This window comes from Microcoleus sp. D3_18_C2 (genome assembly GCF_036702395.1).
Lineage (GTDB): Bacteria > Cyanobacteriota > Cyanobacteriia > Cyanobacteriales > Microcoleaceae > Microcoleus.
The window spans coordinates 37,302-51,902 of record NZ_JAUBTG010000046.1 but is presented as its reverse complement, the minus strand read 5'-3'; the positions used below and the strand labels follow the sequence as shown (position 1 = coordinate 51,902).

Below are 14,601 nucleotides of genomic sequence, written 5' to 3'. Positions count from 1 at the left end.
CGTCCTTTTTGGACGGGCGGGACGCCCATCCCACAATAACAATTAAAATTGTAAGTTATTTAATTCGCGATCCTTAGCTGAGTTAGGGACACGGCACTGCTGTGTCATTGCAGATAGTCGATACAGATCGGCATCGCGATCGCCCCCCGCAGCTTAAAACTTAAAATAGTGTGCAGAATAACGGACTTGTACCTAAAGACAGAGGAAAATATCGCTACCCCAACATAAATGCTTTGTCTATGCAGCCAATTCGCACATTTAACGTTTCCCCCTCGCTACCGACAATTCTCGAACCCCTACGCAAGCTTGCCTACAACTTGCACTGGGACTGGAACGTCGATACCAAAGACCTCTTCCGCCGCCTCGATCGAGACCTGTGGGACTCCAGCAACCAAAACCCGGTGCTGATGCTCGGAACCATATCTCAAGAGCGACTGCAAGAAATGGCAGAAGACGAAGGCTTCATTGCCCAAATGAACCGAGCAGCCCAGCAGTTAGACGATTATCTCAAAAATCGCGCCTGGTACCGGAAACAGCGCGGCACCGAGCAGCAAGAATGCTACGCTTACTTTTCGATGGAATTCGGCTTAGTTAAAGCCCTACCCATCTATTCCGGCGGTTTGGGCGTGCTCGCAGGCGACCACCTCAAATCAGCTAGCGATTTGGGCTTGCCCTTAGTCGGTGTCGGCCTGCTTTACCAAGAAGGCTATTTTTCGCAGTATCTCAACGCCGACGGCTGGCAGCAAGAACGCTATCCGCTCAATGATTTCTACAATATGCCGCTGCACCCAGAACGCAATCCCGACGGTTCGGAATTGCGGATTGAGGTAGACTATCCCGGCCGCAAGGTGTATGCCCGGATTTGGCGAGTACAAGTGGGAACGGTTCCTTTGTACCTAATGGATACAAATATTGAACCTAACAGCCGCTACGACCAAGATATTACCGACCAACTGTATGGCGGTGATAAAACTCTGCGGATGCACCAAGAAATCATGCTGGGCATCGGTGGCGTGAAAATGCTCAAGGCATTGGGGCTGACAGTTACGGCTTATCACATGAATGAAGGCCACGCGGCTTTCATGGCTTTGGAACGCATTCGGATGCTGATGGAGGAATATCACCTGAGTTTCGTGGAAGCGGAACAGGTGGTGGTTTCGAGCAGTATGTTTACGACTCACACTCCTGTGCCTGCTGGGTTTGACTTGTTCGAGCCGGATATGGTGATGCACTATCTGAGTCACTATCCCAAGATGTTTGGCTTGTCGCAAGATGAGTTTCTGGGATTGGGCCGGGAGAATACTGGCGATTTGTCCGCACCTCTGAATATGGCAATTTTGGCAATTAAAATGTCGAGTTTTGTCAACGGGGTGGCGGCTTTGCACGGTGTGGTGTCGCGCCCGATGTTTCAGGGTTTGTGGCCGGGTTTGCCCCAGGAAGAAGTACCGATTACTTCGATTACCAACGGGGTGCACGCTCGCAGTTGTGTGGCGAAGTCTACTCAGGAGTTGTACGATCGATATCTCGGCCCGGACTGGGAAATGACCGGTAAGGACGATCGTCTATGGGACAGGCTTTCGTCGATTCCTGATGAGGAACTATGGCGCAATCACGAACGCTGTCGATCAGAGTTGGTGGTGTTCGCGCGGGAGTGGCTGCAAAAGACTTTGCGCGAGCGCGGTGCGGCCCAAACGGAAATCGAACACGCGCGGGAGGCTCTCAATCCGAAGGTGCTGACGATCGGGTTTGCCCGCCGCTTTGCTACTTACAAGCGGGCGACGCTGTTTTTGCGCGATGTCGATCGAATTATGCGGATCATGCGGGATCAAAATCGCCCGGTGCAGTTTGTGATTGCTGGGAAGGCTCACCCGATGGATATTCCGGGTAAGGAATTGATTCGGGATATCGTTCACTTCATCCGCGAGCACGAGACGATGAGCTCGATGGTGTTTTTACCGAACTACGACATTAACGTGGCTCGGATGATGGTGTCTGGCTGCGATGTGTGGCTGAATACGCCGCGCCGCCCGCGTGAGGCTTCGGGTACATCCGGGATGAAAGCTTCGATGAATGGTTTGCCGAATCTGAGCATTCTTGACGGATGGTGGGATGAGGCTGATTATGTTCGTACCGGTTGGCCGATCGGACATGGCGAGTTTTACGAAGATACTAAGTATCAGGATGAGGTAGAGGCGAATGCTTTGTACGACTTGATGGAAAAGGAAGTTGTACCGCTGTTTTACAACCGGGATGCTGACGGCATTCCGCGCGGTTGGACGGAGAAAATGAAGGATTCGATTCGCTTGAACTGTCCTTTCTTCAATACTGCTCGGATGGTGAAGGATTACGCGCGGCGGGCATATTTCCCGGTGAGCGATCGCTACCACACCATGACTTCGGATAATTGCGCTCCCGCCAAGGAGTTGTCTCACTGGAAGAAGCACGTTCTCGCGAAGTGGCACGATATTAAGATTGAGGCTGTTGATATTTCCCAGGATAAGGAAGTTAAGGTCAATCAGTCGATCGCTGTTAAATCTCGGATTAATCTGATGGGATTGACGCCTGCAGACGTGCAAGTCGAACTTTATCAAGGTTCGGTTGATGCTAACGGCGATATCATTGGTGGCGTGCCGGTAGTGATGGAGTATTTGGGAGAAGATTCTCAGAATGCTAGCCTTTATACGGCTGACATTACTTATACTTCTAGCGGTTTGCAAGGTTTGTCGTTGCGCGTTTTGCCGAAGCACGATAATCTCAGCAGTCCTTATGAAGCTGGCGTGATTCTCTGGGCACATTAAAGGAAGGAAGAAGGAAGAAGGAAGAAGGAAGAAGGAAGAAGGAAGAGGGGCACGACACGGATTCGGACACGGATACACGGATGAATTTAACTGTGTTTCCCACTTCTCCCCCTCTCTCCCACTCTCCCACTCCCTCTCTCCTTATCTTCCTTGGGGAATGACTATGTAGCCGGCTGGGAAATGATCGCCCAATACCAAATTCCGCTGGATTCCCAGTACCACCAGTGAGCGCGTATATAAGCGTATAGCAAGGCATCTCGCTGTTCTTTTAAGGCTTTGAGGGTGGCAACACTGGTGGGGCTTTCGGGAAGGTTTGAACCACCGATGAACGCTGATTCTTCTGCGGAATATTTGCGAAACTCAGACTTGGTTCGACGATTGATCAATATCTACAATATACTGGCAGAATTTCATCAATTAGAGTTGACATTCTGCCAGTTTTCCTTATTTTTGGTGTTGCTGAATACAGGTATAAATTCAAGATTTCGGAATTTTTATAAGCCCAGTATGGTGAGTTTTGTAACTTCCGATAAAAGTTGATTTATACCGTGAATCAGCAAAGCCCAGAATCTATATCCCTCAATAGGAAAGCCGCCGAACAAAATAGTGGTTCCACAATAGTCACACTTTTTCATCCTGCTATTCCATAAAATTGAAGGCAGCTTTGAGACACCTCTATAGCGCTTCTCAAAAAAGTGAGGTATGCGCTATGCCCTATGCGCTATGCCCTATGCCCTATGCCCTATGCCCATGAGTACCTCATCTTTCTGAGAAAGGCTATAGTTTAGCTTATTTACCTACACCCGCTGGCTGCTGACGGTTTCGCACTTCCAGAAAAATCAACAAAGCATTAACATCAGCGGGATTTACCCCACCAATTCTGGCAGCTTGACCAATCGTCAGCGGTTTCACCTTAGCCAACTTTTCCCGCGATTCTTTGGAGAGAGTTGTAATTGCCATGTAATCCAAATCGGCAGGCAATTGTCGGCGTTCGTGTTTGGCAATGTCATCGATTTGATTTTGCTGTCTTTGCAGGTAGCCGGAATATTTGATGTCAATTTCTGCACCATCTTTCTCAGCCAACTTCAGACTAGAATTGCCTAAATTGTAGCGTTCCAAATCCACATAATGAAAACCAGGACGACGCAACAAATCAGCAAGAGTAATTGAACCTTTAATCGCTTGTTGAGTGTCAGCAAAAATTGCCTTGCCTACTTCCTCGTGCTCTTTCACCCGCGTTGAGTACAAGCGTTCCTTCTCTGCCACAATATTAGCTTGTTTGCGATCGAACAACTCCCAGCGGCGATCGTCAATCAAACCAATTTCCCGTCCCAGGGGCGTCAAGCGTTGGTCAGCATTGTCCGATCGCAATAATAGCCGATATTCCGATCGCGAAGTCAACATCCGGTAAGGTTCCCGCAAATCCTTCGTACACAAATCATCGATCAAAGTCCCGATATAACTTTGCTCGCGAGGAAACACAATCATCTCCTGATTTTTCGCAAACCGAGCCGCATTAATCCCCGCCACAATCCCCTGTGCAGCCGCCTCCTCATATCCAGTTGTACCGTTCACCTGACCCGCGCAAAACAGCCCTTCGATCTTCTTAGTCATCAGCGTTGGAAAGCACTGAGTTGCCGGCAAATAATCGTACTCCACAGCATAAGCAGGGCGCATCATCTCGCACTTTTCCAAACCCGGAAGAGTCCGCAGCATTTGCAATTGCAAATTTTCCGGTAAACCAGTAGAAAAACCTTGGATATAAAGTTCAGGAATATCTCTACCTTCCGGTTCAATAAAAATCTGGTGACTTTCCTTATCTGCAAACCGCACAATCTTATCTTCAATACTCGGACAATAGCGCGGCCCCTTCGCATCAACCCAGCCGCCGTAGACTGGAGAAAGGTGCAAATTGTCTCTAATTAATTGATGAGTAGCTGGCGTAGTTCGAGTCAAATAACAAGGCATTTGTTCCCGTTCGATCCAAACTTCTGGATCGAAACTAAACCAGCGAACCTCTGCATCTCCCGGCTGCGGTTCCAGGTGGGTGTAATCGAGAGTACGTTTATCAACTCTTGCCGGAGTTCCTGTTTTTAACCTGCCAGTTTCAAAGCCCAAACGATTGAGAGTTTCCGTCAACCCAACGGCGGCAAATTCTCCCGCACGTCCGGCGGGCATCGACTTATTGCCCACCCAAATCGTGCCACCTAAAAAAGTACCTGTGGTCAGAATTACTGCTTTGCATTCAAAGGCGACGCCGAAGTATGTTTCGACTCCGATTACTTCTTCGTTTTTACCCAAAACTAAGTCTGTTACCATCGCTTCCCGGATGGTTAAATTCTCTTGATTTTCGACAATATTATTCATCACAGCGGCGTATTCCCGCTTGTCTGTTTGTGCTCTCAGCGCCCAAACTGCGGGGCCTCTCGAAGCGTTGAGGACGCGCTTTTGTAAGTAGGTGCGATCGGCCATTTTGCCAATTTCCCCGCCTAACGCATCAACTTCGTTAGTAAGTTGGGTTTTAGCCGGGCCGCCGACAGCGGGATTGCAAGGTTGCCACGCAATTTTGTCGAGGTTGAGGGTGAGGAGAAGGGTGCGACAGCCGAGGCGAGAAGTGGCGAGGGCGGCTTCGCAGCCGGAGTGTCCGCCACCAACTACGATGATGTCGAAACTGTCTTGGAATTCTACGGGTGTTTGTGCAGTCATTCGATTTTAGATTTTAGATTTTAGATTTTAGATTGAATAATAGACATCTGGCAAAATTAGGTTTTAGTCCAGGTAGGGAAAGGCTGACAAAATCTTTTTAGAAGATGTCTAATTGACTTCAGAGTTTAATGCGGATGCGTACTTATCGGATACGATGTTTTTGATCATCGGTCTCTAGATGCGAAAAGGTTCGATCGCTCTCACTTTAACAACAGGTGTTCCTCAATTAAAACTCTTCCTCTCCATTAGTGTAGCTGCTTTCTTCAAACATCGATGTTAATCCAGTAATTTTTACGGGGGGTCGATCTTTGAATTCTACGACAAATGACAACTCCCCACCCATTGCCGCGATATAACTTTGCAAAGTAGATACCAACAAATCCGCACGGCGTTCTAGTCGCGAGACATTTTCTTGACGCATATTTAATAATTCTGCCATGCGAATCTGAGTAAACTTCCTTGCTTTTCGTAAGTCTTGCAATGTCATTTCTTCAGCCATTAATTCAACCGATCGCTTTTCGACTATTGCTCGTTGTTCGGGAGGCAAATTATCCATAATAGTCTTCAGGCTAATTGTCATCGGTTTCTGGCTCCATTAACTTATTCAAATGGTCGGTAAATCTACTATCTGCTATCTTAATTATTTGCTTGTAAAATCGCTTCTCACTACTACCCGATTTGTCCCCAGCTACCAACAAAATCGCTTCTCTGCGGGGGTCAAATGCAAAAGCGACTCGCCAAACTCCATCAGCCGCCTGAAACCTAAGTTCTTTCATATTGGTGTAGGTAGAACCATTGAGAGTATCGACGTGAGGACGCTTGAGGTTTGGGCCAAATTCTTGTAACAGTGTGAGTTTTGCTAAAAGCTCTAATCTGACATCAGTGGGGAATTCGCTAAACTCAGAGTAAAAATCAAAGTGAAACTGAATGTTCCATGTCATTTGGATCGATTATGCCTTACATAGCATATTATAGACAATAGTCGATCGAATAACAATATTTATATGCACGCTGAAAACAACTTTGAAGGCTCGATCGATCGCGAACTCCTTCCCTAAGCGAAGAAAGATATTTAATCAGAAACCCACGACTGCGAGAGTCCTGGGTTCCTTTATTGAATAAGATTTTAGACAGGCGCACGGTATCTCAACCGTACCATACCTCCCCGTGCAGTTCGGGGCACCTGGTCTCTGACAGGCGCACGGTATCTCAACCGTACCATACCTCCCCGTGCAGTTCAGGGCACCTGTCATTTAATACCATTATATAGTATATTAAAAGGTTTGGTCAAATATCGAACGCTCATAATTGGCGCATATTAACCGAGATTAAGATGATGCGATCGACAGCCAGCGACCAAAACAGCAAAATTACCACAACCTTGTTAGGGCCCGAAGGCACATTTGAATGTTTAGAACTTTCTGACCCAAGCGAGCCGCTGTGACGAGTATTCCTCCTCGAAATGCTGGGAACTGCACTCGACTTGAAAAATCTAAGATTGGATATTTTACCGATCGACCAGACCGAAACTTATCGGACAATTCTGTAGATTTACCCAACAGCTTGCAGATTACCTACATCTTCTCTCCTCTTCCTTCGCGTCCTTGGCGTCTTCGCGGTTCAACAATTCCGTACTTTTCCAGTTTTGCGTTATGTTAGACAAAAAAATCTCAACAAGCGTACACAAGTGAAATACTTCTTCTTATCCGACGGCTGGAAAGTTGGGCGCGTTTGGGGCGTCGGCGGCGAGTGGAGTCACGCCGCCTGGAGGCGGGCGCCGGACATCCAACAGCTCAACCTCTGTCTTTCCGATCGCAACGAAAAAATGTGGCTCTACCGCGTAGAAGACGCCGTACTCATGGTAGAAGTCCAACCCGCAGTCCGTCCCGATCCCGCCGATCCCGCCAAAAATATCGGCAACGTCACCCTCACCAGACTGATCGATGCCGAGCAAGTCCTCGAACGCCTCGGGACGATCGCCGCCCGCTGCGAAATGGGCAACCCGCAACTAATGTAATGCTCAACATATTGCAATCGGTTCTAACACTCGATACACTTCTTTAAATAACTTTCATTTTTATGCCTCCACCTTTGAAGGTAGATGGCAGTCGGCAAAAGGCAGAGTTTAAACCCTGCAGGTAACTGCTGGGGATTGAGAATCTGATTTTTCCGTAAAAATAGACATCATCACTTACACCTTGGAGAACCGCAGTCAATGGGACTACCCTGGTATCGCGTACACACAGTCGTCTTAAATGACCCAGGCCGATTGATTTCTGTACACTTAATGCACACAGCCCTCGTGGCAGGTTGGGCCGGCTCAATGGCCCTTTATGAACTAGCAGTTTTTGACCCCACAGACCCAGTTCTGAACCCAATGTGGCGTCAAGGGATGTTCGTGTTGCCCTTCATGACTCGCTTGGGAGTTACGGGTTCTTGGGGCGGTTGGAGCATCACTGGCGAAGGTAACGTCGATCCGGGCTTCTGGTCCTTTGAAGGCGTCGCAATCGCTCACATCGTCCTCTCTGGCCTGCTGTTCTTAGCAGCAGTTTGGCACTGGGTATTTTGGGACTTAGAACTTTTCAGAGACCCTCGCACCGGTGAACCAGCCCTCGACTTGCCAAAAATGTTTGGCATTCACCTGTTCCTCTCCGGCTTGCTCTGCTTCGGCTTCGGCGCATTTCACCTTTCGGGACTTTTTGGCCCCGGAATGTGGGTGTCCGACCCCTACGGCCTGACCGGTCACGTCCAGCCAGTGGCGCCTGCTTGGGGCCCTGAAGGCTTCGATCCGTTCAATCCGGGCGGCATCGTGGCTCACCACATTGCAGCGGGCGTAGTCGGCGTAATTGCCGGTTTGTTCCACTTGACAGTGCGGCCGCCGGAACGTCTTTACAAAGCCCTGCGGATGGGGAATATCGAAACTGTACTTTCTAGCAGTATCGCTGCCGTGTTCTTCGCAGCCTTTGTGGTTGCGGGTACGATGTGGTACGGTTCTGCTGCAACTCCGATCGAACTTTTTGGCCCGACTCGCTATCAGTGGGACAGCGGCTATTTCCAACAAGAAATCGATCGCAGAGCTCAAGCTAGCTTGGCCGGTGGCGCTAGCTTCCAATCCGCTTACGAACAAATTCCCGAAAAATTGGCTTTCTACGACTACGTGGGCAACTCTCCTGCTAAAGGCGGTTTGTTCCGGGCCGGCGCGATGGTCAATGGCGACGGTATTGCTAAATCTTGGCTGGGCCATCCAGTATTTACTGACAGCGAAGGTCGGGTATTGTCGGTTCGCCGCCTCCCCAACTTCTTTGAAACTTTCCCAGTAATTTTGACGGACAAAGATGGGGTCGTTCGCGCTGACATCCCCTTCCGCCGTGCTGAATCAAAATACAGCTTTGAACAAAGCGGAGTTACCGTCAGCTTCTACGGTGGTGAACTTAACGGTCAAACCTTTAATAATCCTCTAGATGTTAAGAAGTTTGCTCGCGCTGCTCAAAAGGGTGAAGTGTTTGAATTCGATCGCGAAACCTTGAATTCTGACGGCGTTTTCCGCACTTCGACTCGCGGTTGGTTCACTTTCGGACACGTTTGCTTTGCTTTGCTATTCTTCTTCGGCCATATCTGGCACGGTTCTCGGACTATTTTCCGCGACGTGTTTGCTGGAGTTGAGGCTGACTTGGAAGAACAAGTCGAGTGGGGCCTGTTCCAAAAACTGGGCGACGTGACCACCAGAAGACAAGAACCTCTCTAAATTTTGCCCGCCTCTGGCTAGCCGGGAAACATCCCCGGTGTAAAAAACCCGGTTTCTTCAAGAAACCGGGTTTTTTTAGTTAATAATAAAACCAGCAATTAACTACCAGCCGGGAAGTCCCGAACCTATATTTAGAGGGGATTAATCTGAGCGCTCGGCCCCGTACCTCGTTGGGAATTACTCCTTGGGATGAAAGGTTTGTTGGGTTTTGGTACCGAAACCGACAATTATTCTTTTAAACCCCAAGATGATCGGGAAATACTCTGATACTATATTAGCAAGTGGGGGTGGAACTACCTCACTATAAAAAGCCTTTGAAAAAAAGGAAAAAGAAGCCTGCGGTCTAACTGTACTCAGTTGACCGTCAGGTTTGTTCACGATAAAATAATACGGCAAGGGAAGATAGGGAAAATTTAACATGGAAAGTGTTGCTTACATTTTGATTCTGGCTTTAGCCATAGGCGTACTATTTTTTGCGATCGCATTTCGGGAACCTCCCCGGATTGGCAAATAATTAGCTATACGCCTGCGGTAAGTCCAAAATATCCTGAACCGGACTGCGGTTAGCCCGCATCATAGCGATCTAATTTGGTGCGGGACTCTTTCACCGCTGTGTGCTAAGTGATTTTTCTAGTCCAGCCATTCATCAGACCCCAAGCGGTTAGATGAATGGCAATTTGCTGGCAATGCCTGTTAAAATCAGCAATCATGCGCTGTTCCTCCTGCCAACACACAAATAGCCGCGTTCTAGAATCGCGTTCAGCCGAATCAGGTCAAAGCATCCGTCGGCGGCGTGAGTGTTTGAACTGCCAGCACCGCTTCACAACCTACGAACGCATAGAATTTGTGCCGATTACGGTGATCAAGCGGGACGGCAAGCGCGAATCTTTTGACAGGTCAAAATTAGTTCGGGGATTGATTCGGGCCTGCGAAAAAACCGGTTTGTCTTCCGGGCATCTCGAAACTCTGGCAGAAGAAATCGAGGCACAACTTCAAGGTCGATCGCTCCGAGAAATCGCCAGTTCAGAAATAGGGGAACTGGTGCTGTTGCACCTGCGACCCCTCAGCGAAGTCGCTTATGTCCGTTTTGCCTCGGTATATCGGCAATTTCGAGGCATCCGAGATTTTGTAGATACCCTAAATCACCTTCAGAATCCCCTCAACGAAGCTGAAGATACAGAAACAGGGACAAATTTTGACGCAGATTTGCCGGATTCCGAAGCAGTCGATCGAGAAAGCCCAGCATCCTGTGCAACTCCCAGCTAAGCTCGCTTAAATTAATTTAGAGAAATATTCGCTTGAGATTGAAAACCGTGTCCCGATGAAGGCCCGGAGGAATAGCGACTCAAGGGACTCTCATTCGAGCGAGTGTTCTTTTTTCTCAGTAACAGTGCTGGGTGTGATATGATCGTCATCGGTCTAAAATAGAGTATAACTAGACAACGTAAAAACTTAACTGGATTAGTTGAGTGCGTAGTCACACCTAACGGTGTTGCAGTTTAGGAAAGCTCGCATTTGAACAAAACCTAACTAAAGCTCGGTGACTAATTAAATACGGTAGGACATACCGAAATTTACGCTTCTGGAGAAACCGACCTCTACTTAGACTGGAGTAATCCTGTCGCCAGCAAGTCGGCTCGTTGAACGAAGAATCTCAGTTTATTTATACCTGAGAGTGTCAAAATAGTCTACTTGACTCGGAATGTTAAGATTCAACGTTTTAACACAGAGTATGGAGTAACAGTAATGGCAAGCGCTGGTGTGCAGTTGCACCTGGCAAAAGTTAGCGAAAACTGACTTTAGTAAAAGATTTTGAAAAAAGTTAATCGCTTTTTCACCAAAATCTCGAATATCTGCCGGCACAAACGAAAAACATGAAGGAGAGAAATCCTAGGAAACTATTCGCATGGTCAATCTCAAAACCACAGTCAAAGACATCGGCTTTACTCACGAAGATTTTGCAGCCCTACTTGATAAATATGACTATCACTTTAGCCCGGGCGATGTAGTAGCGGGTACAGTTTTTAGTATAGAACCGAGGGGCGCTCTGATTGATATCGGTGCTAAAACAGCAGCTTACATTCCCATTCAGGAAATGTCCATCAATCGAGTGGAAAGCCCTGAAGAGGTATTGCAATCAAACGAAACCAGAGAATTTTTCATTCTAACCGATGAAAATGAAGACGGACAATTAACCCTGTCCATCCGGCGCATCGAATATATGCGGGCGTGGGAAAGAGTGCGACAACTGCAAGCAGAAGATGCCACAGTACGATCGCAAGTATTTGCCACCAACCGCGGCGGCGCACTCGTGAGAATAGAAGGCTTGCGAGGCTTTATTCCCGGTTCTCACATCAGTACCCGCAAACCGAAGGAAGAATTAGTCGCCGAAGAATTACCATTAAAATTCTTAGAGGTAGACGAAGACCGCAACCGCTTAGTATTGAGCCATCGTCGCGCCTTAGTTGAGCGCAAGATGAACCGCCTCGAAGTCGGGGAAGTCGTCATCGGTACAGTACGCGGTATCAAGCCTTACGGTGCCTTTATCGACATCGGCGGCGTCAGCGGCTTGCTGCACATCTCGGAAATTTCACACGATCACATCGATACGCCTCATAGCGTCTTCAATGTCAACGACGAAGTGAAAGTGATGATCATTGACTTGGATGCCGAGAGGGGCCGGATTTCTCTCTCAACCAAGCAGTTGGAACCGGAACCGGGCGCGATGGTCAAAAATCGCGAATTGGTATACGAAAAAGCTGAGGAAATGGCAGCTAAGTTCCGCGAGAAAATGCTGGCTCAAAAGCAAGCTAAAGCAGGCATAGACATTCCTGTAGACTCAACTGATGCTGATGATGACTTCTCCGACGAACTCGAAGATGTGCCCTCAGCAATGGAAGAGGATCTGCCGGAAGTAGCACCCGAAGTAGCACCCGAAGCAGCACCCGAAGCAGCACCCGAAGCAGCACCCGAAGCAGTATTAGATGTAGAGGAAGAAATCCCTCCTGCGACGGAAGAATAAGATCACAGTTAGTGTGATTAAAAGAGGGAAAATTCCCTCTTTTTTTTTGCCTTAAACGTCCCAATTACCAATCATTAATTACCAATTAATATCAATTCTGAAAAGTACGCGGGCATTTGTAGGGAAACGGAATTGCCCATAGGTGTCAACTTAACGTTAAACCCATAGTCCGGCAAGGGTTGAAACCCCTGGCGGACTGACGGGATGACTAACGAACTTGGCGAGCTAACAGCTTAAGTTGACACCTATGGGCATTGCTGTCTCCCTACTTAGTGGTTGACAATTAGCAATTACCAATTAGCAATTACCAATTACCAACAATTTAATATGTTCCTGCAGGCAGATGCAGCGATCGCACTTGGAATTAAAACAAGTGACAGCGCGATCGATCTGCCTAAATAAACCTAGCCTTTACGCTGCTAATTTGTTAAGATTTACAAACATCAGGGACATCCGCACAAGTGCCAACTCATCGGGAGCATCTCAATGAAAGCAGGCCTCCGCTAGAAATTGGAGTTTTGAGGCAGGAGTTTTGAGGCAGGAGGCAGGAGAGAAGAGAGAAGAGGAAGAAGGAAGGAGCCAGAAGAAGTGTTTTTACAAATATGAGATGCTCCCCAACTCATCAGCATTCTCAGGCAAAAACACACTAGACAAGCAAATTACACAAAAGAATACTTAGAAATTTCTTGCCATGAGGCTCAAAGGCAAGTGAATCATGAAAATCGGACTATTAAAAGAAAAATTAGAACAGCTCAAAAAACGTCCCAATTCGAGCAAAGGAACGATCGACCAAATCGAAAACTGGTTAATCGGTTCCCACATTTTGCAGAGATTGAGAATTAATCCTTACTACGTAGCAGGCGATACAGTCAAGAATGTTAAAAAAATTACTTCCGAATTTCTGCACGGAGTAAAAGCCGGTGTCTTCGACTTGCACTGGGATATTCACTGCCCGCACTGCAACATGATTACAGAAGAATTTAAGGATTTGGCAGACACATCAGAAATGTCTTTTTGCCCGATGTGCGAGCGCGAGTTCAACATTGATTTGCTCGATCGCGTGGAAGTCACTTTTTCCCTGAACAAAGAAATCGAAGACCCGCAACTGCGGCCCGTCTGCGCTCCCCCTCCCGTACTCCAGAGCAAACTGCAACTGGTAACACCTTTATACTGCACCGAATCCGAGATAGTTAGCTTAGAAAAAGGTCGATATCGCTACTGCTGTCCCCTGACTTTAGCTAAAGGGATTTTAAAGGTGGAAGGCGAAGAAACAGAAGAGATACAAGAAATTCAACTCCAGCAGTTGGCCGGCCCAGATTTCGATAAAAAAGAGCTTGCCGTGCGTCCGGGAAAACTCAAGATAGAATTAACTAATAGCGAACACAATTTGTCGGGGCTGATTTTGCATTCAGATGAATTGCCCGATGAATTAACTGTCGAACAACTGCCCCTGCGGCTGTCAGGAATGCAACTGCTTCATCACCCGGATTATAAGCGTTTGTTCGGCGATCGAGTAATCTCGGAAAGAGAGCGAGTCAAGATTCGGGCGATTACTATTATGTTTACTGATATTACCGGTTCTACCAGAATGTACGAAACACTGGGAGATACCAAAGCTTACAATATTGTGCGCGATCATTTTGAAATTTTCTTTGAGTCGATCGAGAAATTTGGCGGTAAAGTCATTAAAACCATCGGCGATGCTGTCATGGCTTCCTTTATCAGCAACGAACAAGCAATTATGGCTGCCGCTGGTGCTGTAGCCTGTTTGAGAGAGTATAACTCAACTCGCCAACCACAAGAGTGGATTCAAGTCAGAATTGGCATTCACCGAGGTACGGCTTTGCTGGTAAATCTTAATAATTCGATCGACTATTTTGGCTCTACAGTCAACAAAGCCGCCCGCATTCAAAATCTTTCTAAAAGTGACGAAGTTTCATTTTCCGAAGATGTTTACAGCGACGAAGCATTTTTAACAGCATTAAAAGCTGCTGGAGTCTCCGAAATTCAAAAACGAGTAGAAGATTTAAAAGGAATACAAGGCGCACAAGTCGCTTATACTGCTAGAATTAATACGGAATCAGTAATCCCGCTGTCTGCTACACTTGTCGGTGAAAAAAGCTAAGTAGGCAAGCAGATATACTACTTGGTTATTGCCAGCCTCTCGTTACGATCGCCCCAACAGCAGATAGAGTTGTTCGAGAGCGCTCAGATCATGGCTCCAACAGTATACTTACTCATTAAATGAGTTGCATAATACCTATAACTTAAGGTATACTTAAGTATAGTACGGGTTCTTCAGCGGCATCTTGCGAGAACTGTAGGTTGCT

General features: G+C 47.5%; 11 protein-coding genes. 7 read left to right on the top strand and 4 right to left on the bottom strand.

Annotated features, from left to right (window positions below):
• The first annotated feature begins 239 nt into the window (after positions 1-239).
• On the top strand, positions 240-2,798 hold the full coding sequence (glgP, locus tag QUA88_RS22410) for an alpha-glucan family phosphorylase (RefSeq protein ID WP_333273896.1): 2,559 nt from the start codon (positions 240-242) through the stop codon (positions 2,796-2,798).
• Between the two features lie 161 nt (positions 2,799-2,959).
• On the opposite strand, the gene QUA88_RS22405 is transcribed toward glgP, so the two are convergent.
• The 4 genes from QUA88_RS22405 to QUA88_RS22390 all read right to left on the bottom strand — a co-directional run bounded on the left by QUA88_RS22405 (position 2,960) and on the right by QUA88_RS22390 (position 6,445).
• Complete coding sequence (locus tag QUA88_RS22405; RefSeq protein ID WP_333273888.1) at positions 2,960-3,184, bottom strand: hypothetical protein; 225 nt, start codon at positions 3,182-3,184, stop codon at positions 2,960-2,962.
• A gap of 403 nt (positions 3,185-3,587) precedes the next feature.
• The gene (gene mnmG, locus QUA88_RS22400; RefSeq protein ID WP_333273885.1) at positions 3,588-5,504 is read right to left on the bottom strand and encodes a tRNA uridine-5-carboxymethylaminomethyl(34) synthesis enzyme MnmG; all 1,917 of its coding nucleotides are present in this window, start codon (positions 5,502-5,504) and stop codon (positions 3,588-3,590) included.
• 226 nt (positions 5,505-5,730) lie between these two features.
• Positions 5,731-6,060 carry a transcriptional regulator gene (locus QUA88_RS22395; protein WP_333273882.1) on the bottom strand — a complete coding sequence of 110 codons (330 nt, stop codon included), beginning with the start codon at positions 6,058-6,060 and terminating at the stop codon, positions 5,731-5,733.
• Positions 6,061-6,073: 13 nt separating this feature from the next.
• Positions 6,074-6,445, bottom strand: a complete 372-nt coding sequence (locus QUA88_RS22390) for a type II toxin-antitoxin system RelE/ParE family toxin (protein ID WP_333051469.1) — start codon at positions 6,443-6,445, stop codon at positions 6,074-6,076.
• A 746-nt stretch (positions 6,446-7,191) separates the two neighbouring features.
• On the opposite strand from QUA88_RS22390, the gene QUA88_RS22385 reads away from it, so the two are divergent.
• The 6 genes from QUA88_RS22385 to QUA88_RS22360 all read left to right on the top strand — a co-directional run bounded on the left by QUA88_RS22385 (position 7,192) and on the right by QUA88_RS22360 (position 14,396).
• On the top strand, positions 7,192-7,521 hold the full coding sequence (locus QUA88_RS22385) for a hypothetical protein (RefSeq protein ID WP_039887994.1): 330 nt from the start codon (positions 7,192-7,194) through the stop codon (positions 7,519-7,521).
• 198 nt (positions 7,522-7,719) lie between these two features.
• The gene (gene psbB, locus QUA88_RS22380; protein ID WP_333051466.1) at positions 7,720-9,249 is read left to right on the top strand and encodes a photosystem II chlorophyll-binding protein CP47; all 1,530 of its coding nucleotides are present in this window, start codon (positions 7,720-7,722) and stop codon (positions 9,247-9,249) included.
• A gap of 418 nt (positions 9,250-9,667) precedes the next feature.
• A complete protein-coding gene (locus QUA88_RS22375) occupies positions 9,668-9,763 on the top strand; it encodes a photosystem II reaction center protein T (protein ID WP_006635641.1) in 96 nt (31 codons plus the stop codon).
• Positions 9,764-9,957: 194 nt separating this feature from the next.
• On the top strand, positions 9,958-10,515 hold the full coding sequence (nrdR, locus tag QUA88_RS22370; RefSeq protein WP_333051824.1) for a transcriptional regulator NrdR: 558 nt from the start codon (positions 9,958-9,960) through the stop codon (positions 10,513-10,515).
• 640 nt (positions 10,516-11,155) lie between these two features.
• A complete protein-coding gene (locus tag QUA88_RS22365) occupies positions 11,156-12,271 on the top strand; it encodes a 30S ribosomal protein S1 (RefSeq protein WP_333051464.1) in 1,116 nt (371 codons plus the stop codon).
• Positions 12,272-12,986: 715 nt separating this feature from the next.
• Entirely contained in the window at positions 12,987-14,396 is a 1,410-nt protein-coding gene (locus QUA88_RS22360; protein ID WP_333209233.1) for an adenylate/guanylate cyclase domain-containing protein, read from the top strand.
• Positions 14,397-14,601: the final 205 nt, after the last annotated feature.

What these genes read in the sequence shown, in the direction of transcription:
- QUA88_RS22365 (WP_333051464.1), top strand. Translation starts at nt 11,156, where the DNA reads ATGGTCAATCTCAAAACCACAGTCAAAGACATCGGCTTTACTCACGAA.
- QUA88_RS22390 (WP_333051469.1), bottom strand. Translation starts at nt 6,445, where the DNA reads ATGACATGGAACATTCAGTTTCACTTTGATTTTTACTCTGAGTTTAGC.
- QUA88_RS22395 (WP_333273882.1), bottom strand. Translation starts at nt 6,060, where the DNA reads ATGGATAATTTGCCTCCCGAACAACGAGCAATAGTCGAAAAGCGATCG.
- glgP (WP_333273896.1), top strand. Translation starts at nt 240, where the DNA reads ATGCAGCCAATTCGCACATTTAACGTTTCCCCCTCGCTACCGACAATT.
- nrdR (WP_333051824.1), top strand. Translation starts at nt 9,958, where the DNA reads ATGCGCTGTTCCTCCTGCCAACACACAAATAGCCGCGTTCTAGAATCG.
- psbB (WP_333051466.1), top strand. Translation starts at nt 7,720, where the DNA reads ATGGGACTACCCTGGTATCGCGTACACACAGTCGTCTTAAATGACCCA.
- QUA88_RS22375 (WP_006635641.1), top strand. Translation starts at nt 9,668, where the DNA reads ATGGAAAGTGTTGCTTACATTTTGATTCTGGCTTTAGCCATAGGCGTA.
- mnmG (WP_333273885.1), bottom strand. Translation starts at nt 5,504, where the DNA reads ATGACTGCACAAACACCCGTAGAATTCCAAGACAGTTTCGACATCATC.
- QUA88_RS22360 (WP_333209233.1), top strand. Translation starts at nt 12,987, where the DNA reads ATGAAAATCGGACTATTAAAAGAAAAATTAGAACAGCTCAAAAAACGT.